General features: G+C 65.8%; 15 protein-coding genes and 1 pseudogene. 8 read left to right on the forward strand and 8 right to left on the reverse strand.

Going from position 1 to position 20685, the window contains the following annotated elements; genetic code table 11:
- The first annotated feature begins 26 nt into the window (after positions 1-26).
- Complete coding sequence (locus tag BZB76_RS01210) at positions 27-2144, forward strand: AIPR family protein (RefSeq protein ID WP_211342770.1); 2118 nt, start codon at positions 27-29, stop codon at positions 2142-2144.
- Positions 2145-2151: 7 nt separating this feature from the next.
- On the opposite strand, the gene BZB76_RS01215 is transcribed toward BZB76_RS01210, so the two are convergent.
- The 5 genes and pseudogenes from BZB76_RS01215 to BZB76_RS01230 form a co-directional block, all read right to left on the reverse strand.
- Positions 2152-3066: a hypothetical protein gene (locus tag BZB76_RS01215; RefSeq protein ID WP_121432436.1), complete on the reverse strand. Its 915-nt coding sequence runs from the start codon at positions 3064-3066 to the stop codon at positions 2152-2154.
- A gap of 36 nt (positions 3067-3102) precedes the next feature.
- Positions 3103-4137 carry an AAA family ATPase gene (locus BZB76_RS01220; RefSeq protein WP_246006692.1) on the reverse strand — a complete coding sequence of 345 codons (1035 nt, stop codon included), beginning with the start codon at positions 4135-4137 and terminating at the stop codon, positions 3103-3105.
- Between the two features lie 15 nt (positions 4138-4152).
- Positions 4153-4245: pseudogene (locus tag BZB76_RS36595) on the reverse strand (hypothetical protein); the annotation flags it as partial.
- Positions 4230-5399 carry a DUF262 domain-containing protein gene (locus BZB76_RS01225; RefSeq protein WP_121432438.1) on the reverse strand — a complete coding sequence of 390 codons (1170 nt, stop codon included), beginning with the start codon at positions 5397-5399 and terminating at the stop codon, positions 4230-4232. The pseudogene BZB76_RS36595 and the gene BZB76_RS01225, both read right to left, overlap by 16 nt.
- A gap of 86 nt (positions 5400-5485) precedes the next feature.
- Positions 5486-6151 (reverse strand): ATP-binding protein, encoded by a 666-nt coding sequence (locus tag BZB76_RS01230; RefSeq protein WP_170180465.1) that lies wholly within the window; start codon positions 6149-6151, stop codon positions 5486-5488.
- 225 nt (positions 6152-6376) lie between these two features.
- On the opposite strand from BZB76_RS01230, the gene BZB76_RS01235 reads away from it, so the two are divergent.
- The 3 genes from BZB76_RS01235 to BZB76_RS01245 are packed head-to-tail and all read left to right on the forward strand — an operon-like array spanning position 6377 to position 7604.
- Positions 6377-7186: a helix-turn-helix domain-containing protein gene (locus BZB76_RS01235; protein WP_147449264.1), complete on the forward strand. Its 810-nt coding sequence runs from the start codon at positions 6377-6379 to the stop codon at positions 7184-7186.
- Positions 7183-7368: a DUF397 domain-containing protein gene (locus BZB76_RS01240; RefSeq protein ID WP_121432441.1), complete on the forward strand. Its 186-nt coding sequence runs from the start codon at positions 7183-7185 to the stop codon at positions 7366-7368. The genes BZB76_RS01235 and BZB76_RS01240 overlap by 4 nt, the downstream gene beginning before the upstream one ends.
- 53 nt (positions 7369-7421) lie before the next feature.
- The gene (locus BZB76_RS01245; protein WP_246006693.1) at positions 7422-7604 is read left to right on the forward strand and encodes a DUF397 domain-containing protein; all 183 of its coding nucleotides are present in this window, start codon (positions 7422-7424) and stop codon (positions 7602-7604) included.
- 79 nt (positions 7605-7683) lie between these two features.
- Here the strand turns inward: BZB76_RS01245 and mads5 are convergent, their stop codons facing one another.
- From mads5 to mads2, 3 genes are all read right to left on the reverse strand, one after another.
- The gene (mads5, locus tag BZB76_RS01250) at positions 7684-9099 is read right to left on the reverse strand and encodes a methylation-associated defense system restriction endonuclease subunit S MAD5 (protein WP_121432443.1); all 1416 of its coding nucleotides are present in this window, start codon (positions 9097-9099) and stop codon (positions 7684-7686) included.
- 886 nt (positions 9100-9985) lie between these two features.
- Positions 9986-10384, reverse strand: coding sequence for a hypothetical protein (locus BZB76_RS01255; protein WP_121432444.1), 399 nt, complete (start codon positions 10382-10384; stop codon positions 9986-9988).
- The gene (gene mads2 / locus BZB76_RS01260; protein ID WP_121432445.1) at positions 10381-12480 is read right to left on the reverse strand and encodes a methylation-associated defense system DNA methyltransferase MAD2; all 2100 of its coding nucleotides are present in this window, start codon (positions 12478-12480) and stop codon (positions 10381-10383) included. Before mads2 ends, BZB76_RS01255 begins: the two co-directional genes overlap by 4 nt.
- Before the next feature lie 183 nt (positions 12481-12663).
- On the opposite strand from mads2, the gene BZB76_RS01265 reads away from it, so the two are divergent.
- From BZB76_RS01265 to BZB76_RS01280, 4 genes are read left to right on the forward strand one after another with little or no spacing between them, the layout of a single operon-like run.
- Positions 12664-14202 (forward strand): TIGR02677 family protein, encoded by a 1539-nt coding sequence (locus tag BZB76_RS01265; protein WP_246006694.1) that lies wholly within the window; start codon positions 12664-12666, stop codon positions 14200-14202.
- Complete coding sequence (locus BZB76_RS01270; protein WP_121432447.1) at positions 14195-15352, forward strand: TIGR02678 family protein; 1158 nt, start codon at positions 14195-14197, stop codon at positions 15350-15352. The genes BZB76_RS01265 and BZB76_RS01270 overlap by 8 nt, the downstream gene beginning before the upstream one ends.
- Positions 15349-19410: a TIGR02680 family protein gene (locus BZB76_RS01275; RefSeq protein ID WP_121432448.1), complete on the forward strand. Its 4062-nt coding sequence runs from the start codon at positions 15349-15351 to the stop codon at positions 19408-19410. The genes BZB76_RS01270 and BZB76_RS01275 overlap by 4 nt, the downstream gene beginning before the upstream one ends.
- A complete protein-coding gene (locus tag BZB76_RS01280) occupies positions 19407-20666 on the forward strand; it encodes a TIGR02679 family protein (RefSeq protein ID WP_121432449.1) in 1260 nt (419 codons plus the stop codon). Before BZB76_RS01275 ends, BZB76_RS01280 begins: the two co-directional genes overlap by 4 nt.
- The last annotated feature ends 19 nt before the right edge of the window (positions 20667-20685 follow it).

A 20685-nucleotide genomic window follows, 5' to 3' on the forward strand; every position in this document is an offset into this window, starting at 1 on the left:
CTTCGAGGCCCTACGGAGGCGACCTCGTGAATCCAGTACAAATCGGACATGTCCGCGACGCCCTCAAGCAACGTTTTGCGGATTCAATCGATATGTCGGATTTCTCGTGGCCCAGTGCGGAGGCGCGCGAGGACGCGTTCCTGAGCCGGGGGCTCGCGGCGCTCGCCGTCCAGATCCAGCAGCCATGCGGCGCGAGCGAGGCGGCACGGGCGGTGTTCGACGGCCGCGACGATCACGGGCTCGATGCCATCGCCGTCGAGATGCAAGGCGACAGTGCCCGGATCACCCTGGTCCAGGCCAAATGGAGCCGGAAGGGCAGGGCGCGCTTCGGCGAGGATGATGTGCGCAACATGTTCGATGGCCTGGAGCGGATTCTCGAGCGCGAGTTCGACTCCTTCAACAGCAGGTTCCAGCGCCACGTCAAGCTGCTGGAGCAGGCACTGGACTCGGCCGCGCCCAAGATCACACTGGTGCCGGCCCTGCTCCGAGCCGAGACGCTGAACCCCGATGTGCGCGCGTTGCTAGAGAGAAAGAGAGACCAGCTCAACTACGCCGGAGAGATGGTCGATTACGAGGTTCTCGATCTCCGGGACTTCGTCCGTGCCGTTCTCGGTGATTCGGCCGCAGCGAAGATCAAATTGGTTGCGCGCTTGGAGAACTACGGGCGTGAGGCCGAGCCCTACAACGCGTTCTTCGGCACGATGACCGCGGAGGACGTCGCATCATGGTATTCCGACCACGGCCGCGCTCTCTTCGCCCGCAATATTCGCGACTCCCTGGACCTCACGGACGTCAACGTCAAGATCCGGAACACCCTGCTGGACAGCCCAGAGCACTTCTGGTACTTCAGCAACGGAATCACCCTGCTCTGCGACTCGATCAGGAAGTCGGGTAGCGGCCGGCCCGGCGGGGTAGGTGACTTCCACCTGACGGGCGCCAGCGTCGTGAACGGCGCCCAGACGGTGACCGCCATTCACCGCGCTTACACTTCGGACATCGAGAAGGCGGGGCACGGGCGGGTACTGGTCCGCCTCATCTCGCTGGAAGACTGCCCGCCCGGCTTCGGTGACCAGGTCACGACCAGCACCAACACCCAGAACCCCATCGAAGATCGGGACTTCAAAGCCCTCGACGAGGTCCAAATCACCCTTCAGGAGGACTTCGCACACCGGCTGCATCTCGTCTATGCGATCAAACGCAGCGGGCAGCACATCGACGAGGCGAAAGGCTGCTCCATGACGGAGGCCGCCGTGGCCCTCGCCGCGACGCATAGTGACGCGAGGTTCGCCGCCAAAGCCAAACGCGACATTTCCGCTCTATGGGCGGACGGAACCTACCAAGCACTCTTCCCGCCGAGGCTGGACGCGTACAGCGTATGGCGCAAGGTCCAGGTGATGCGTGCGGTGCGCGCGCGGCTGAAGGAACTCAGCGAGGGTTTGATCAGACGTGCGACGGCCATGGCCAGCTACGGTGACCTGCTCATTACGCATGTCGTCTTCCGGCAACTCGACACCGCGCGAATCAGCGAGCCGGACACCGACTGGGATGCCCAACTCACGCGGGCCACCGAACTCACCGAGGACGCGCTGAGCTGGGTGATGAACAGCATCGACGCGGAATATGGGCCGAAGAGCCAGGTCCTTCCCGCGATGCGCAACGACGAACGCATCCGGCGGGTCGCGCAGCGGGCGGCCCTAGGCATGCTGTCGAAAGGCCCCATCCCGACGCCCCGATTGGAATACCTGGTTCTCAGCACGGTCGCGCCGGGCCGAGGGCGGAACGTCGACGCGGTGCGAACCCTTGTCGAGGCTGGACGAATCGAGGACGGAACGGTTCTCGAGTTCCGCCCGGTCACCAGGCCCGAACGTCGCGATATGGCGGAGTGGCTGGACGAGGACCCGGCTCGCCTCCGCGCGGTTTGGCGGAACACCATGACCAAGCAGTTGCAGTGGCAGGCCGACGGTAAGACGTACTCGGCGAGCGGCCTGGTCAAGATGATGCGCCGGGAGGCGTCCGGGGTCGACCAACAGGTCCAGGGAACGCGGCACTGGCATGTGCCCGGCGAGGGCTCACTCGCCGACCTCGCCGCGAAGGTTCGCGCCGAGAGCGGCCTGGACGTGGGCGACGAGGACGAGTATGTGTGACCGGCGGTCAAATGCCGGGCTTGCGGCCGATGTTCGCGATCGTCGCCTTCCGCTGCTCGGGGACGAGCCGGAAGTAGACCCGCCCCGGCCCCGGCGTGAATCGGCCGTGCAGGTCGAAGAGCCGTATGACCCCGTCGAAGTCCTCGAACTCGCAGTAATGCCTGCGGCTGGCGGACTCAGGCGTCACATATGACCGCCATGCAGGCTCAGGCGACCGGGCTGGATCCCATCGGCCGATCGATTCGTTGATCCGCAGAAGCTCCCGCGCCCCCTGCACGACCCAGTGAGACCCCAGCGTGGCGAACTGCTGTTCTGTTCGCGGCAGGAAGAGTAGATGTGGATAGAGCTCAGCGCGAGCCTCCCAGATCTCCGAGCCGCGCCGAAGCTCCGAGATGCCGGCCGCGCTGATCCAATCGTGGTGAACATCGACATGGTCGAGCGCTGACGCATGCCGGATCTCCACGTCATCCTCGTGGATATCGCCATCGAGGTCATCCGACAGAGTCGCCCGCCGCGCCCGAACCCACGGCACTTCCCAGGCCGGGGTCACGGGCAGGCTCACCGAAGCACCGTCCATCAGATGCGCGGCGCCTAACCCCTTCGCGGGGCGACCGTCACAGAAGTACTCTGCGCCTTCCTCCGCACCGGTTGGAAGGACCGAGCTGAAGGGCGCACGGTTCTGCAAGCCTCGAATCCAGCGCCATAGGTCACGGTTACCCGGGCGGCCGGACCATTCACCGAGGTAGTAGCCGGGAGCCAGTTCCACGTCCGCGAGTCTTATCTCCGAGACGAGGGCCGTGTCGCCACGCTGGGCTGCGATCCTCCGGAGCACTCCGACGAACTGCTTCATCGCATCGTCCACCTGTTCCTTCGGCAGGACGACCGTGCAGGACAGTTCGTTGAAGAACAGCAGGACGCGCACAAGATCCCCTTCGCGCCGAGCGATAGTCGGAGGCCCTCAGTCAAGAAGCTGGTCGAGCGAACGGTCCCACTCGTCGAAGAACCCCGGCGGCCATTCCGACAGCATCCCGTCCGGCCCGATCGTCGGACTGACGATATCGATCATCCCGTCGGCTTGGCGCTGGAAATACAGCAAACGAACGTCATCGACGGGAATCTGCTTGCGCTTCACTGCCAAGCGCACGCCGTTGAGGATATGGTCACTGTGCGTCTCGACGATCAACTGCGCACCGGCCGCTGCCGCAGCACATGTCAGCCGGGCCAGTGCACTTTGCGCTTGAGGATGAACATGGGATTCGGGGTTCTCAATGAGGATCAGGGACCCAGGCTGCGCGGTGAGGCAGGCGACGACGACCGGCAACACATAGGTGAGGCCGAAACCGACGTTCGTCGGTTGCCGCGGGTTGCTCGTGAGATGACCGGGCCGAATAAACTCGAAGCCGAGCCGAACAAGGTCGGTCCGTTCGATGGCCTCCGTAAGGATCTTGACTCCTGGACAGATCTCGCCCATCCAGGCCTCCACCTGATCCAGCAAACGCGGCAACGACTGAGAATGGTGCAGGAGAGGCGAGCGGACTTCCGTGTCCTGCTGGTGGCGTAGGAAGTCGATCGTGTACTCACCCCGGATTCCGAGGAATCCACGACGCACGGCCATTTCAAAAGATCGCGGGTAGGCCACCGCTGGGCTGATCCGGTCGGCACGCAGGTATTGGAAGTTCGGGTGGAACACTCCAAAATCATTAAGGTGCCCCGGGGGGTTCACATCGAAGGTGTTCATGTGGAGCAGGTCGTCTTCAGGACCATAGCCCGCCGCGACTACCATCGTCTGTGTTACCTGCTCACTCGATCCAGCCTCAAGAAAGAACTCGATCTCAGGATCTCCACCTAGCCGGGTGAGGTAGTCCTCATTGAGAACGTCCTGCGCGGTCCCAAGCTCGACCAGCTCTCCATTCAGCGGCAAACCAGCGATACCGATACTGTGGAGCAGATTACTTCGCTCTGCCTGACGCAGAAGAGCTAGGGCCTGAATCACTGTGCTCTTCCCTGAAGAGTTCAGGCCTGACAGGACTGTGTACGAAGACAATGGCACGTTCGCGTAAGCGAAGGCCTTGAAGTTCTCGATCCTTAATCTGCGGAGCACGTGGCCACCTCTCGAAACAGTTCCTCGACTGCACGGAAGCGAAAACGTACCTTAGCTTCGTTACCGGTCGCACTGGTGATGGCCTGCAAGAATCGCTCGTCTTCCATGAGCATCATAAGCCGTTCCTGCACCATCACAGATCTCTCGCGCAATACGGCAAGTTCCTCAGAACTCAGCTTGGCAAGGGCCACTGCGATCGTCTCGAACAGCGCCTTGTTAATCGGATATCTTCGCTCTTGCCCAACAAAACGCTTACGAAACGCGTACGCACCAAAGATGTCACTAGCTGCTCGCATCGCGCGGTCGAAATCAGATCTGAGCTGTTGGACTTGCTGCGGTTGGAGCGCATTGAGCCGCTCCATCGCCTCGCGTAGATAAAGTTCGAAATCCCCACCAGGATAGTCAGATGGTTCGGTTAGGCGAAACGCCAAGAAACGCAGCGCCAACTCACGGTCCGTCATACGGCCGGGCTTAATGCTGTGCAGGGTCGCGTTGCGGAAGGCCCCACTCTCGGCGAGTTCTTTAAGCAGGTCGCGTGCCGGGCCAGGAACGAGAGCGTTCCGGAGTTCCTGGCGTGCGAGCGCCCGGCCGCCGGTATTGATACGCGAAAAAACGTTGTATTTCACGACATCAGGCGTTCCGGCTCGCATTAGGTAGACGCCCAACCCCGTCTCATCGATCCTCCTCTTGAGCCCGCCAGGGAGTTCCCCGTAGGCGAAGCCCTCGAAATCGTGCAAGTATTCGAGACCACGGAGCTTCAACGGCTCCGCAGCAATCACCTCCGGTGCCACAAATCGAAGGATAGCGGTAAGCCGCTGCACCCCATCTACGATCACCCAAACTTGGTCGCGACTCTCGGCGGCAAGGAGGACGGGGAGCGGAATCCGGAGCAGCAGTGATTCGATAAGTCGGCTTTGAGTAACTTCGTTCCAGACTCCGGACAATCTATGGAAACCGGGTTCCAGATCAAGCCGCCCGTGCCGGATCCTGTCCACCAACTCACTGACTGTAAGTTGGCGGATCTGCCCCTGGACCTCGGATGGATCGAACGACTCGTGTCCGGACTCGTCCTGTGCTTGTTCCGCCTCGACACCGATGCTGTGGCCACTGTGGTCGTACTCCACAGGCACGTCGAGTCCCTCTTGCTCGCTCACACCGCTGTGCCCATCTTCCGCTGGGTGGAATCACTGCCACTCATGTGGCGTGATCCAACACTATCCAGGCCCTTAGAAGCAGACAGCTATCCCTGCGGGCGCGCGGCCTCGCTCCAGCGGACGATGTCTTCTGCGGTGTCGTACAGGTCGACGATGGGGCGGCGGACGCGGGTGGCGCCCGCGTTGTAGGAGAGGTGGCCCGGCTCGATCCACACGTTGAGTTCGCGTCGGGCCTCGACCAGTGCGCTCACCACCGCTACGCGCCTGCCGTAGCCCTCGACCACGTTGAGTCCGCGGGACCTGAGGGTGGACGCGAGGTGACCGGCCGTCGCCATCGGTGGAGCGGCGATGGGCCTACGCGGCCACGGCTGCGGCAGCGCGAAGGTGCACCACACCACCTTTCCTTGGACAGCGTTTTCGGCCCAGGAGCGGGAGAGGTGCGCGCCCCAGGAGTCGGCGAGCACGCTCACGATCCCGAGGCCCTTGCCGTGCTCGTCCAGTTCGCTCTTCGGGGCGGTGTCCGGCTGGAAGACGCGGCATGCGTCGAACACCGACACCACCAGTTGCGGCTTCGGGGTGGCCCTCGCCCACACCCACAGCTCGGGCGGGACGGGTGCGGCGCCGCCCAGGCTGCGTAGCCCGTGGTTGAGGGCGTTGGTGACGAGCTCGCTGGCGGCCAAGACCGCGTCCTCGACGATGTCGCGCTCCAGGCCGAGCGGCCCCGCGCCCCCACGGACCAGTGAACGTGCCACGGACGCGCACCTCTCGTCCGAAGGAAGACGCCACGCGCACATGCCGCCCATCGAGATATCGCGCGTAAAAGCGCCACCGATTTGTCCAGACTGCACCATGTATGCCACTTGGGAACCGTCCTTCAGGTCAGATGTTCCTTTCTTCGCCACACAGAGTGCGCCTTTAGGGTTATCTTTTTCTTGTTCCCGGAAACACTCGGAACTTCAGAGGATGGACGAGATCGAATGAACATGAACGACCCCCCAGACCCAAGATCCTCGATGTGGGCGTGGATCGCCTACTCACTACGGTTCCACCGCATGCAGCGTGGACTCACCGGCGACGCTGTGGGTAAGCTTCTGAACTGCGCACGTTCCTCGATTTCCAGACTCGAGAACGCCGAAGCCGAGCTGACAGACAAGCAAGCCGCCATTCTCGATGAGGCTTGGAACACCGGCGGGACCTTTGCGGTCATGCTCTGGTACGCCCGTCAGGGTCACGACCCCACCTGGTTCAAGAGCTTCATCGGCTTTGAGGTCGATGCCTCAATGATCCAGAGTTACGACGGTCAGCTCATACCCGCGCTCTTCCAAACTCCGGACTACGCCCGCGCCCTTCTCATGGCGGGCCGCAATCAGAACGTTGAAAAGGATCTTGAAAAGCGTCTCCTCCGACAGAAGATCCTCGAACGCGAAGCACCCCCTGACCTTTGGGTTCTTCTCTCTGAGAGCGCAATCGATCTGCCGATCGGTGGCCCCAAGGTGATGAGCAACCAGCTTGCTCATCTGGTCAAGCTGTCCGAACTTCCCAACGTGATCCTTCGCGTGGTTCCTAAGGTCGCAGGCGCCCATGAGGGGCTCGATGGGCCATTCAAGATCATTACGGTTCGACGGGGCGAGGTCGGCTTCGTAGAGGCCCCAAACGGGGGGAGACTGGTCATGGAGGCGTCCGAGGTCCGGGGGCTTAAGCTCAGGTTCGACCGCATCGGTGCTGTAGCTCTGCCTCTAGACTCATCTCGACGCTTGATCGAACAACTGATGGAGACGTTCAGATGACTCCCCCCACCTGGCGTAAGAGCAGCCGATCAACACAGGGCACCTCTGGCGAATGTGTGGAGGTCGCCCGGCTTACCCAGGCAATCGGTGTGCGCGACAGCAAACGCCCAGAGAGCGGACACCTCGCCCTCACAACCGACCAGTTCGCCGCCCTCGTCCAGTGGGTCAAGAACAGCGTGTAGCCAATCAGCCTGTACAGGCATGGAGCCGCAACACCTCACACATCGGAGGTCCTGTGAGCACACCAATGTGGCGCAAGAGCAGCATGAGCACAAACCAGGGTGGCGAGTGCGTTGAGGTTGCGGCGCTCTTCCAAGCAGTCGGCGTACGCGACAGCAAGAACCCAGGCAGGGGCTATCTCGTCCTCAGCAAGCCACAGTTCACCGGCCTGGTCTTGCAGATCAAGCGCACCCGCTGAGCCTGCTCCTTAAGCAGCCAACTTCCTAAACCCAAGCTGAGGGCGCCATCCGATATCGGTCGGCGCCCTCACAGCTTGATCACACCTTCTTGGACGCTTTGGCCATCGCGCCAGTAAGCAAGGATTGTGCTTCGTCCTCTAGCGCGTCAGCTTCGTCCCGCCACCGGTATGCCTGCCGCACCGTCTCCGCAATCCTTTCCCGGTCTGTGGCCGAGCACTCAGGAACCGGCAGTCCACGGAGAAGCTTCGGGTGGTACTCCTGCTGCTTTCCGCCAACGCTCATAGAACGCAGGATTCGGAACGCCACTTCGGACCGCAGGAAAGCGAAAAGGAAAGCGCCCGAGAAATCTGCATCACTACTGACAACACGCACAAAATCCTGACTGTATGCATGCTGAACCCAGTTGCCAGTAACAAAAACGGACCTAGAGTACACCTCCGTGTCACCTAGGGTGCCGTGCGCAGCTATAAGGATCGTCTCGTCTTTCTGCGTCACGTCCGCAGGAGAAAGTGCGGGATTAACCCAACGCCCCTCCGGGCGCATCCAGAAAGCTTGGCGTTGACCGATCAGACGAACACCATTGTCCGGAGTTGCATCTACACGTTTAAAACGAGCTCCCGTGCGAAGAGATCCGTCCCGACATATCTCTCCGAGCGTTCGATTTGGAACTGACCCGAGGATACCTATGAGCCTCTGAGCCCTCGGCGAGAAGTTAAGCGATCGCAAAGACGCTGACTCAACGGGGGCAACAACAAAGCCAGTGTCCCGAGCAAGATCGTGCCAGCGAAAGTTGACCAACTCCGAAAGACCAGCACTCTCGAAGAAATCCCGTGTGGATTCAGTGATGCCCGCCTGGAATCGTGATCGGCGCGTCATCGCCCCTTGAAAGAGGTCGTCGATCCGCTGCTCTGTCTCTTCGTCTAGCCTAGGTATTGGCAGGTCAGTCAGATGTGCTGGCTCAATATGCTTTACGCTTGTTCCATAAACAGCGCTCTTGATCATCGGCGAGCCGTACGAACTGGAAAGAAACGTATAGAGGTATCCAGCAGGTATTACGTCGACGTCTGGGACAGCACGGATGACATGCTGACTGCAAGCAAATCCATCCATGTCGCTGCGGGCATAGGTGACACGGCCCGCAGTCATTCCAGCACAGGTGATAAGTGTCCATCCTGGCTCCAGCGCCAGCTTAGGAATCTTCCGAAAGGACTTCCTTGTGATCATGGCCAGGGAGGACAGGTCTGCCTGAAAAATGTCAGCACTTGAAAGGTAGGGGACGCCAAATTCTGGGTGGGTTGTCCAGTCACGCTTGAAGATTCCCGGTCTGAAGATGCGGCCGCTGGTGACCTCGGCGAGGGTTTGGGTGCGTGGGAAGTTCTTCAGAAGCATCCGGGCCGCGTAGCCGTCCGAGACGTAGGGGCCGGGGCTGAGGCGGTGGCCCTGGTCGGTTAGCCAAGAGAAGCGGACGGGGTTGTCAGGCTCGGCGAGTTTCACGTGTTCTCCGGGAACCAGGTGCGAAGGCGGTCACAAAGCAGGGTGAAGGCGAGGTCATCAAATACCCGAGCCTTGTGGTGGCGGCGGGGATGGTCGAGTACACCCTCGGGTCTTTCGGATGCGTCTCGTGCCTTTTCCAATGCTCGCTGTGGGCGAGTATCCCTTATGGGGACCAGTCGGCGGTCAAAGTCCTCCGCGAATCCGGCAGGGCCAGGGTGCCCGGCCGATTGGCGTTCAGGAGAACAGCGGCGGGACGGTGGAGCCGCCCGAACGGTCCCGATGCTCCGGGTGTGACGAAAACGCCCTCTCCCGGTTAGAAGGCGGGTCGGCCGCGGGCTTTCGAGCGGCCGGGAGAGGCTACGAGAGAGATGACGCCTTGTCTGCATTCCGTCGCATCGATCGCACGAGCATTCCGACGGCGAAGAGAGGCCCCTTGCCGAGAGAGCCGCACCATTCGCACAGCCGTCGTGTCGCTGTCCCGGAACCACGTCTGCACCACCGTCGCCATTCGGTCGGGTCGCAGCGAGCTCAGCCCTAGAAGTAGGAGACGGGACGATCGATGAATGAACGGACACCCGTACCTGTGAGTTGCCGATTGACCTCGACGACTGGGTGACCGTCTCGATCGTCCTCGGGCGGACGGCGGGCTCCAGTTCCTCCTTTATCAGGTGCCTAGGCAACGCTGCGCCGTCTGAGAAGGGCACGAAGCAGGCGTAGCCGGGGGCTTCCCGTTCGGGGACCTTGGCCGAGGCGACCTCTTGCCAGGTGAGTACGAGCCAGGCCGGGGTCAGGAAGGTGACGTCCTCGCGTAGGAACTGGGCGAAACACGAGGTCGCCGGGAAGATTGTCGGGTCGGCGAGAAGGCGGCCGTTGCGTTCGGGGGCTGTCACCGCTTGCCCATCGTCGTGTGGCAGCTGCGTATCGTCCGTTGTGCCCTGGGGTGCTTGCCGGGCTCCCTCTTGCCGAGCCGGGCCATGCTCGTGCACGCCAGTCGTTTGGGAGTGTCGGCGGGAAGTCTCGCCTCGGCCGCGAACGAGATGGTGTCGTCCTCCTGGCGGTGCAGCAGTTCCAGCGGGGTGCCCGCCTGCGGGGTCCGTCCGGAACGTGCTTGGAGAGACGCGCCGGTGACTCGTTGCTCGCGGACCCGGTCACCGAACAGCACCGAGACGTCCAGCAACGTGGTCGTGCCGGAGCCGGTGGTCCCGACGATCACATGGTGGCGGTTCAGATCGACACTGAGCCGGGAGAAGCAGCGGTGCCCGTACGCCTCGATCCTCGTTGTCATCGGCGGCTCTCGCGCTCCAACCCCGGCTCCTTGTGCCGGACGCGGAACTCCTTGTACGCCTTCGCGATCTCCTTGAGGTCGTCGTCGATGGCCTTGCGCTTGCGGTGCAGGGTCCTGATCTCGTCACGGCCATCGATCCGGACCCGTTCCTTCTCCTCAACGACCTCCAGGACGATCTCTCCGTCCGGGTGGCGCTTGTAGACGGGGTTGCCGCGCCGGTCGATGCCGACCTTTTCGGCGACGGCCATGAAGACCGGATAGTCCTCCTGCTTGCCCAACGTCGTCTCGATCTTCTCCTGCTCGGTCTTCCGCTTCAGGAAAAGCAGGCTGGTGAGGATGTTGACGCCCGCGTCGTGAATGAAGGTCTCCACCGGGAGTTCGACACTCGCCAGGACCCAGCAGTTGTCCAGGATCCACTGGCGGATGCCCTCGTCGACCGGGCCCGGGTTCGACAGGATCCCGTTCGGGAGGACGATGCCGATCCGGCCGCCAGGTTTGACCCACTCCACGGCACGCTGGATGAACAGTTGCTCGGGCGACACGGCGGCCCGGCGTTCGCCGGTGGACTCGGCCCTGCCCGTCTCTTTGTTGCGGACGAACGCGCTGGCGACGCCGCTCCGGTACATGTCCAGGATCTCGGCGCTCTCGACCTTGATGTCGGTGCCGAAGGGCGGGTTCGTCATCAGGACGTCGACCGAGCCGAGTTGGATGCGCTCGTTCGCCGGGCTCACGCCGGAGAGGTGGCCTTTGGGGAAGGCAAGGGAGTCCAGGTGGTAGACGTTTCCCTCGCCACCCGTCAGGGTCATGATGCTCATGCTGGTGGCCCGGACGAGGAACGGGTCGAAGTCGGCGCCGAACAGGTGTTCCTCGGCGAAGGCGTGCAGCCGGTCCTGGTGGACGATCAGCTGTTCCTCGGTGTCGGGGAGCCCGCTGGTCTTCTCCTCGGCCCGCCACTTGTTGAGCAGGTGCCGGAGCGTCTCGCGGAGGAAGCCGCCGGTGCCGCACGCGGGGTCGAAGACGGTCTCGTCCTCCTGCGGGTCGAGGATCGACACCGTCAGCTCGACCGCGCCGCTGGGGGTGAAGTACTGTCCCCGGTCGCCGCGCAGGTTGGCGCCGAGGAGTTCCTGGTAGGCCATCCCCTTGACGTCGATGTCGGTGCCCGTCAGGTCGTAGGGCGCGAGTTCACCGACGATGAACGCCAGCGCCCGGTCGGACATCGTGATCTCATCGCGGGCGGTGAAGAGCGGGTATTCGCGCTTGACCTCCGCGAAGAGCGCCTCGATCCGCTTACGGATGGCCTCGCGGCCGTCCTCGGTGAACGGTTCGGACGGGAGCGCGTAGAACTCCGGGGCCCGGCCATTGCGGCGGCTGATCCGCTCGTCGTACATCTTGGCGAAGAGCAGGTAGAGGAACTGCCAGAACGCGGCGTCCTTCGGCATGCCCTCGTTGCCGTGGATGTAGTTGTGGCAGCGCTGGAAGGCGGTCTTGAGCATTTCTCGCTCGCCGCGGCGCAGCCGCGCGACCGACACGACCGTGCCGCTCTGCACCGATTCGTCGGCGAGGGGCCAGTCGGCCCGCTGCTCGAAGCGGGCGCCGAACCGGGTCGACTCCTTGTAGAGGAAGAAGAAGTCGACGCCGTTCGTCCACATGCCGTACTGGGCGCGTGGAGTCTCCTCCGTGCCGAGGAGAGTTTCCAGTTCCTCCAGGTCTTCCTTCGCCTGGGTGTAGGTGCGGATCTTGGTGACCTTGCGGCTCGCCTTGGGTTCGGGCTTGCACATCACGACACGGCGCAGGTTCTCCAGGCGGTGCTCGGCGCCATGCTCGAAGATCGCGATATCGGCCTTTTTGGTCGTGCGCCGCCGTCCGACCGCTTCCACGGGAATCGGGAAGTCGCGCTCCATGTCCTCGACCGAGATCCCGTACTCGTGGAACAGGGCCCGCGCGACCCGCTGCCGGACGGGCTCACTGCCCCGGTCCCGGACGCGCTTACCGGTGATGAAGTCGATGATCTCGTCGTCGGCGAGCGAATCGGGTGCGCCGTCCTCACGTCCGGCGACCTTGCCCGCGTCCCCGATGTCCAAGCTGACCTGCTCCATCCGCCACGACCCTGTTCTCATCCCCGCCCGCGTAGCGGGTTCCGCATGTGCACCTAGGATCCTAGGCCCCTTGGTCCCGGAGCCACCGGCACGATCACTGGTCTGATGTCGAAGCCGGGCGAATGGTCGGCGAGTGCGGCGGAGTCGCCACATTCGCGCTGGTTCGGGGGTGACAATGAGGCGGTGGCGGATCTGGGCTCGGGAGTGGAAGGGCCGCAGCCGTTCGCGCATCTCAGCGCTCCGAACGCGGCTCTGTACCGGGATGTGCTGCGCTCGTTCGCGCGGGCGAAGGAGCGCTTCATCGTCCACCTGCGCCCGGAGGACGTGGCGGCGGAGCTGGGGCGGGGAAGTGACGAGCAGCTCGCGCAGGCGTTGGACAAGTTGGTGGAGTGGGGAAACCTGCGGGCCGATGCCGACACCGGCCGCGTGACGACCGTCGAGGACTTCCACCGCAAGCGGTTCCTGTTCCAGCTCACCGCGGCCGGTCATGCCGCCGAACAGGCCATCGCCTACTACGAGGAGGCGATCGGGCAGCGCGGCGTGCTCCAATCGGTGGCACTCACCGACATCGCCGACCAGCTTGCGGCGTTATCGGCGCTCGCGTCCGAAGGCGAACCCGATCCGGCAAAAGTCCATCTGTTGCTGCTGGCGCTGGCGGACCGGTTTTCGTCGCTGGCCGACAACGCGCAGGCGTTCATGTCGTCGCTGCGACGGGCGATCGACTTCTCCGACGGCGATGTCGAAGGGTTCATCGCCTATAAGGAGCGGCTCATCGACTACATCAACCGGTTCATCGCCGACCTCGCCAACTCTGGCGCCCGCATCGCCAGGCTCCTGGACGAGGTGGAGAGGCACGGTCACGAGCGGCTGCTGAGGCTGGCGGCGCGCAGAGAGGCGTCCGACGCGGTACCGGAGCAGGATGCGTCCAACGAGGCGTTCGCTCACGCTGAGACCGCCGCGTTGGAGTCGTGGCGCAACCGGTGGCGCGGGCTGCGGGACTGGTTCGTCTCCGGCGGGACGGAGCGGCCGTCACAGGCGCGGCTGCTCCGGCACTCGGCGGTGACGGCGATCAAACAGCTGGTCGACACGGTGGGGCTGCTGAACGAGCGCCGCTCCGGCCGGTCCGACCGGTCGGCGGACTTCCGCACGCTGGCCCGATGGTTCGCCGAGGCGCCGGACGAGGCCGCGATGCACCGGCTGTGGCGGGCGGCGTTCGGGCTGACGTCCGCGCGGCACCTCACCGTGACCGCCGCGACGGTGGCGGAGTGGGCCGAAGCGGAACCGCAGGGTCGGCCGTGGGCGGACGCGCCGCCGGTGCGAATCTCGCCGCAGCTGCGCCGGACCGGGTCCTATGAGCGGCGAGGCAAACCCAACCGTGTCCAGGACCGGTCGCATCTGCGCAGGATGCTGCGCGAACGCGCCGAGCGGGAGGCCGCGGAGACGGCGGCGGCGCGGGCGCGGTTGTGCACCGACGGGCCCGTCCTTCTATCGGAGCTGGGAACTCTGGACGCGCGGGCGTTCCGGCTGTTCCTTACCTTGCTGGGTGACGCACTGGCGGCTCGGCTGCCGGGAGACACCGAGGTGAAGGTGGTCACCGGGGACGGCTCGATGGAGGTGCGGCTGTCCCTTATTCCGGGCGGCGGGCAAGTGCGCATTGTTACCGAAGACGGCGTGCTCAGCGGGCCTGAGCACCTCATCGAGATCACCGATCTGCATGAGTGACGAAGACACGGCGCGGCGGCGGGCGGCGCTGCGGGCGCTGCTGCGGCGGCCATTGCTGACGGCCGAGTCCGACAGGGAGATCCTGGCGCTGGTCCGCCGATGCCAGGACGAGTTGCGCGCCTGGCTGAGCAGGGAGACGGGCTGGCGGCTTCATGTGGACGCCGAGACGGCCCGGTTGTTCAAGACCGCGCCGACGCTCGACGATGACACGCACCCGGCGCGCGGCAGAGCCGGGGAGCAGTTCGGGCGGCGCCGCTACGTGGTGCTGTGTCTGGCCTTGGCGGTGCTGGAGCGCGCCGACGCACAGACGACACTGGGTCGGCTCGCGGAGGAGGTCATGAACGCCGCCGCCGAACCGGAACTCGCGTTCCCGTTCAGCTTGGACAGCCGGGCGGAGCGGTCCGACCTGGTCGCGGTGGTGCGACTGCTCCTCGGCTGGGGCGTGCTGAGGCGGGTGTCCGGGGACGAGGAGTCTTACCTGTCGGCGACCGGGGACGTCCTGTACGACGTGCGCCGGCCCGTTCTCGCGTCTTTGCTCACGGGGGCGCGGGGGCCGTCCACGGTCACGGCGGTGGGGTTCGAGGAACGGTTGGCGGAGTTGACCGATGAGCCCGTCCCCGACACCGACGAGTTGCGCAACCGGGCGCTGCGGCGCGGCCTGACCCGTCGGCTGCTGGAAGACCCGGTGGTGTACTACGCCGACTTGGACGACGCCGAACGCGCCTACCTGGTGTCCCAGCGCGCCGCGATCACACGCCGGATCGAGGAGGCCACCGGCCTGGTCGCCGAGGTGCGGGCGGAAGGCGTGGCGATGGTCGACCCGGACGACGAGCTCACCGACGTGCGCATGCCCGAGCAGCGCACCGACGGGCATGTGACGCTGCTGGTCGCCGAGTACCTGTCAGGACGGGACGAGGCAACGCGGGACGAGCTGACCGGTTTCGTCCGGGACATGGCCATGCGGCACAAGGCGTTCTGGCGCAAGGGCGTGACGGAGCCCGAAGCCGCGGAGGAACTGCTCGACATCGCGCTCGGAAAACTGGCGGCGCTGAGGCTCGTGGAGGTCCTGCCGGGCCGGGTCAGAGCCCGTCCGGCCATCGCGCGTTACGCCGTGGAAGAGCCGACCATCCGAGGGAGGGCCGAGGGATGATGCCGGTCGCGGATTCCGAGCGCTGGAAGCCTCTGCGCGCCGGGCTCGTCGACATGTTCTACTACGACGCCGAGGAGTTCCATTTCCATGACGGGCGGCTCCTGCTGCGCGGCAACAACGGCACCGGCAAGTCGAAGGTGCTCGCGCTGACGCTGCCGTTCTTGCTGGACGGGGAGCTGTCCTCGCACCGGGTGGAGCCCGACGGCGACCGGCAGAAGCGGATGGAATGGAATCTGCTGCTCGGCGGCAAACACCCGCATCCCGAACGGCTCGGTTACACATGGCTGGAGTTCGGTCGCCGCCACCCGGACGGCACCGATGAGTACCGGACGCTCGGTTGCGGTCTGAAAGCGGTGAAGGACCGTGGCATCGTCCGGCACTGGTTCTTCATCACGTCCCGCCGCGTCGGCGTGGACCTCTCCCTCGTCTCGAACGGGGGCGTGTCACTGACGCGGGAGAAGCTGCGCGAAGCGGTGGAAGGCCATGGCCTGGTCTATGACCGGGCCTCCGACTACCGGCGGGCGGTCGACGAGGCACTGTTCGGGCTGGGCGAACACCGCTACGAAGCGCTGGTCAACCTGCTGATCCAGCTCCGCCAACCGCAACTGACGAAGAAGCCGGACGAGCGGCTGCTGTCCCGCGCGCTGACAGAGGCGCTGCCACCGCTTAATCCGGCACTGATCACCACGGTGGCGGAGGCGTTCCGCGGCCTGGACGAGGAGCGTGACGCGCTGCGCGCTCTGGAGGACGCGCACAAGGCGGCCACCGGCTTCCTCGGTCACTACACCAGATATGCGCGGATAGCGGCGAAGAGGAAGGCGGCCGGGCCGCGTCTCACGCACAGCCACTACGAACATCTCAACCGAAATCTCACCGAGGCGCAGACACGGTTCAACGCGGCGAACGCCGACCTGACCGAGGCCACGCGGCAGCTGGAAGCGCTGGAGGCGGAGAAGACCCGCTTGGAGGCACGTCGGAAGGCGCTGGAGACGAGCCCGGAGATGCGCGACGCCGAACGCATCGAGCAGATGGGCGCGGAGGCAAGGCGTCGGGACGCGTACGCACGGACGCGTGAGCGCGACCGCGACGACCTGTCCCGCGAGGTCGAGCACAAGCGGGTCCGGGCCGGGAAGGCGCTGACACGCGCCGAGTCGGCCGAATCCGCGTTCGGGGGCGTCCGGGACAAGTCGGCGAGGTTGGCGAATGCCGCCGGATGCGGTCGCGCCCACGCTGAGGCGATGACCGGATGGGACACCGATTCGGCCATCGCGGAGCGGGCCATCGGCGAACTCGTGGAGAACCGGTCCCGTGCCCTCGCCGAACTCGACCGCCTGATGGCCGAGGTCACCACGGCGCGGAATCAGCTGAACGCCGCCGCCACGGAGGTGGAACGGCTGTCGGCCGAGCAGCAGGCCGCAGCCGAACGGATCATCGCGGCCGAGGCGGGCACGCGGGAGACCGCGGCGGCGCTGCTGGACGACTACATCACCTACCTCGCCGGGCTCACCGAGATCCGGCTGGACGATCCGGACGCCGTCCTGGCCACTCTGGAGGAATGGGCGAGCACCGCCGACGGCCGTAACCCGGCCGCGACCAGTGTGAACGACGCCGCGCGCACGGCGACCGCGGCGCTCGGCGGCCAGGTGGCCAACGTCGAATCTCAGCTTGGGGTCCAGAAGACCAACGAGAAGGCGCTGCTCGACGAGATCGGACGGCTTGAGGCCGGCGGTCATGACGTCCCACCTGTTCCGTATACGCGCACCGGCTCTCGCGCGGGACGCGTCGGCGCGCCGTTGTGGAAGGTCGTCGATTTCGTCGAGGCCGTACCGGACGATCACCGCGCCGGGTTGGAGGCCGCGCTGGAGGCAGCCGGAATCCTGGACGCCTGGGTGACGCCGGATGGAACCCTCGTCGGGGAAGACGACACGTTCGTACTGAGTGGTGCGGACGTGCAGGGTCCGTCATGCCGGGTGGTGCTGCGACCTGCCGTTGACCGCGCCGACCCGGCCGCCGCCGTACTCGGCGACGACGCCGTTCGGGCCGTCCTCGCCGGGATCGGTCTCGGCCCCGGCGCGCGGACCTGGGTCGCGGTGGACGGACGGTGGGCGAACGGTGTCCTCGGCGGCTCCTGGCGCAAGGACGAGGCGCGATTCATCGGCGAGGGCGCCCGGGAGGCCGCACGCCGCGCCCGTATCGCCCAGCTCCGTGAAGAGGTCACCGAGACTCGGTCGCGGATCACGGAGCTGGCGCGGCAACGGGACGACCTGATGGAGCGGCAGGCCACGCTGGCCACCGAACACGGCGAGATCCCACCCGACACGGACTTGCGCGAGGCGCACGTCCAACTCGCTGCCGAACGCCGCAGGCGGCGAAGTCTGGACGCCGAGCGCGCCCAAGCGGACAAGGTCGTGGAACGGCGCCGCGACGAGGTCGGCGTGGCGGAGGAGAAGGCCGCCGAGTTCGCCTCCGACGTCGGCCTGCCCGTCGACGCGACCGAACTCGCGGCCGTGCGCGAGGCGATAGCCCACTACCGGCTGGCGCTCGCCGAACTGTGGCCCGCGGCCCGCACCCTACTGGAGGCACGGGAGACGGCGCGTGACGCCGCCGAGGAACTGGGACGCGTCCAAGAGCGGCTGACGAAGGCCGCGGAGGAAGCCGCGGAGGCGCGCGGGCGGTCAGACGCCGCCGCGGAAGAGCACCGAGCGCTGGTCGAGACCGCGGGCGCCGCCGTCGACGAACTGTTCCGGCAACTTGAACAGGTGAAACTGGCTCTCACCGAACGGGAGCGCGCCGAAACGGCGGCGCGTCGGCGGGAGGGCAAAGCCCGGGAGGAACGCGGCAAGGCCGATGGGAAGCGCGAGCAACTCGGCAGCGAGATCAAAGAGGCCACCGCCGCCCGAGACGAGGCCGTGGCCGAGTTCCGGGCGTTCGCCGCGACCGGTCTGCTGAGCGTCGCGCTGCCCGATCTGGACATCCCCGACCCGGCGCGGGAGTGGGCTGCCAAACCCGCCGTGCTGCTGGCCCGCGCCGTCAACGCCGACCTGGAAGCGATCGACGAGGGCGACGGCCCTTGGAACAACGTGCAGAAGAAGGTGACCGAGGAGCACAAGCTGCTGTCCGACGCGATGTCCCGGCACGGCCACTCGGTCGGCCTGACCCTGCACGAAGGGATCATGGTCGTGGACGTGCTGTTCCAGGGCCACAACCGCGACATTCCCGGCCTGGCCGCGGCCCTTGAAACCGAGACGGAGCACCGGGCCCGGCTGCTGTCCGCTCGCGAGCGGGAGATCCTGGAGAACCACCTGTTGAACGAGGTCGCCGGCACCCTTCAGGAGCTCATCGCCGCCGCCGAGGACGAGGTACGGGAGATGAACGCCGAGCTGACGTCCCGTCCGACGTCCACGGGGATGCGGCTGCGACTTGTATGGAAACCCGCGAAGAACGCCCCGGACGGGCTGGAACGTGTCCGAACCAGGCTCCGGCAGACCATCGACGCCTGGTCGGCGGACGACCGCGCGGCCGTCGGTCGGTTCCTCCAAGAACAGATCGCCCGCGAGCACGCCGACAACCCGTCGTCCGGGTGGACAGAGCAGCTCACCCGGGCGCTGGACTACCGGTCTTGGCACGCCTTCACGATCCAGCGGCTTCAAGACGGGCAGTGGCGTCCGGCGACCGGACCGGCCTCCGGCGGTGAACGGGTGCTCGCCGCATCGGTGCCGCTGTTCGCCGCCGCGTCCGCGCATTACAAGTCGGCCGGCAACCCGCACGCGCCGCGGCTCATCGCCCTGGACGAGGCGTTCGCCGGCGTGGACGACGACTCGCGCGCAAAATGCCTCGGCCTACTCGCCACTTTCGACCTGGACGTGGTGATGACCAGCGAACGCGAATGGGGCTGCTATCCGCAGGTGCCCGGCCTGTCGATCTGCCAGTTGTCCCGGCGGGACGGCATCGACGCCGTTCTGGTGACTCCGTGGCGCTGGGACGGGAGGGAACGCACCCGCGTCGAACTCCCACACTCCCCGACAACCGCCACGGGGCAGGCGGACCTGTTCCAATGACGGACACCGACCGGCTGCGGCGACTGCTCGGCGGCCCCGACACTGCCTGGCTGCTCCAGCGGATCCGTCGCCGACTTGAACGCGGTGGAACGCTCACCGGAACCGTCACGCTCACAGGGGCGACCCCGTCGCAGCGGCGCGCCATGGAACTGCTGTTGGGCCGCCGCACCGTGGCCGGCACGTCGCTGTCGGTATCCCTCGCCGAGGTCGACCGCGTGCTGCGGGCCAGTGGCGCCTGCCCCGGCGGGCTCGCCACCGCCGTCGAGATCCTGGACGGTCCCGTCCGCGACTTGGCTCGGGAACGGGCAGAGACGGCCGCCGCCTGGGCTGCGGCGTTCGCACCACTGGACGATGCGGTCGCCGGCCGTCCCGAACTGGCCGACTGGCGCGAGTGGCTCGACTCCTCCGGCCTCGTCCGTCGCCTGATCCCCCTTGAGGATGCCGCAGGAACGTTGAGGCGGCTCGCCTCGGTCGCGCGGGCGCTGCCCGCCTCCAGCATTCCTCTGGGCCGGTTCGCCGCCGAAACGTGCGGCAGCGCTCACGCTCTCGACGATGGCCGTCCCCTCGCCACGCTTGCGAGTTCCTGCGCTCGCGCCATCGCCGGGCTGCCGTTCCGCGCCGACGGCGGCGCCGAATCCCGGCGCGGCACCTGGGCCGCGGTCGGCGTGCATTTGGACGAACTGTCCTCCACCGTCCTGTGCCTGGGACTGCCCGGCGACACCACGACCGCGACCGGCCGGATGCTGGCCGCCATGCGCGGGGAACCGGTCTCGCTCACCCTGCGCCAGCTTCGCCGCCACAACGCGCCGATGCGCATCGACCAGGTCCAGGTTTCCCAGCAGGAGACCAACCTGGTTCGCGTTTGCGAGAACCCCATCGTCCTGACGGCGGCGGCCGACGCCCTCGGCCCGTCCTGTCTGCCCCTGGTGTGTTGTAATGGGCGCCCGTCCGCCGCGGTCTGGCGCCTACTGGAACTCCTCGCCGAAGGCTCCGCCGAGTTCGCCTACCACGGCGACTTCGACTGGGGCGGAGTGGCGATCGCCAACGCCGTCTATACCCGCATTGGCTGGCGCCCTTGGCGCTTCGACGCCGCCAGTTACCTTAAAGCGTCCTCCGAGACCGCCTTGGCGGGGCGTCCCTCCCCCACACCGTGGGATTCCACACTGGCCACGGCGATGACCGAACGCGGCGTGCGCGTCGAGGAAGAACAAGTGCTGCCCATCCTCATCGCTGACCTGACCGCGCCGCACCGGTGAGGCGCAAGGTCGGTGGGCT

It is taken from the genome of Actinomadura pelletieri DSM 43383 (genome assembly GCF_003634705.1).
In the GTDB taxonomy this organism is placed as follows: domain Bacteria; phylum Actinomycetota; class Actinomycetes; order Streptosporangiales; family Streptosporangiaceae; genus Spirillospora; species Spirillospora pelletieri.

Coding starts and splice junctions, on each gene's coding strand:
- BZB76_RS01255 (WP_121432444.1), bottom strand. CDS start 10,384: ATGACAACGAGGATCGAGGCGTACGGGCACCGCTGCTTCTCCCGGCTC.
- BZB76_RS01275 (WP_121432448.1), top strand. CDS start 15,349: ATGATGCCGGTCGCGGATTCCGAGCGCTGGAAGCCTCTGCGCGCCGGG.
- mads2 (WP_121432445.1), bottom strand. CDS start 12,480: ATGGAGCAGGTCAGCTTGGACATCGGGGACGCGGGCAAGGTCGCCGGA.
- BZB76_RS01240 (WP_121432441.1), top strand. CDS start 7,183: ATGACTCCCCCCACCTGGCGTAAGAGCAGCCGATCAACACAGGGCACC.
- BZB76_RS01235 (WP_147449264.1), top strand. CDS start 6,377: ATGAACATGAACGACCCCCCAGACCCAAGATCCTCGATGTGGGCGTGG.
- BZB76_RS01270 (WP_121432447.1), top strand. CDS start 14,195: ATGAGTGACGAAGACACGGCGCGGCGGCGGGCGGCGCTGCGGGCGCTG.
- BZB76_RS01280 (WP_121432449.1), top strand. CDS start 19,407: ATGACGGACACCGACCGGCTGCGGCGACTGCTCGGCGGCCCCGACACT.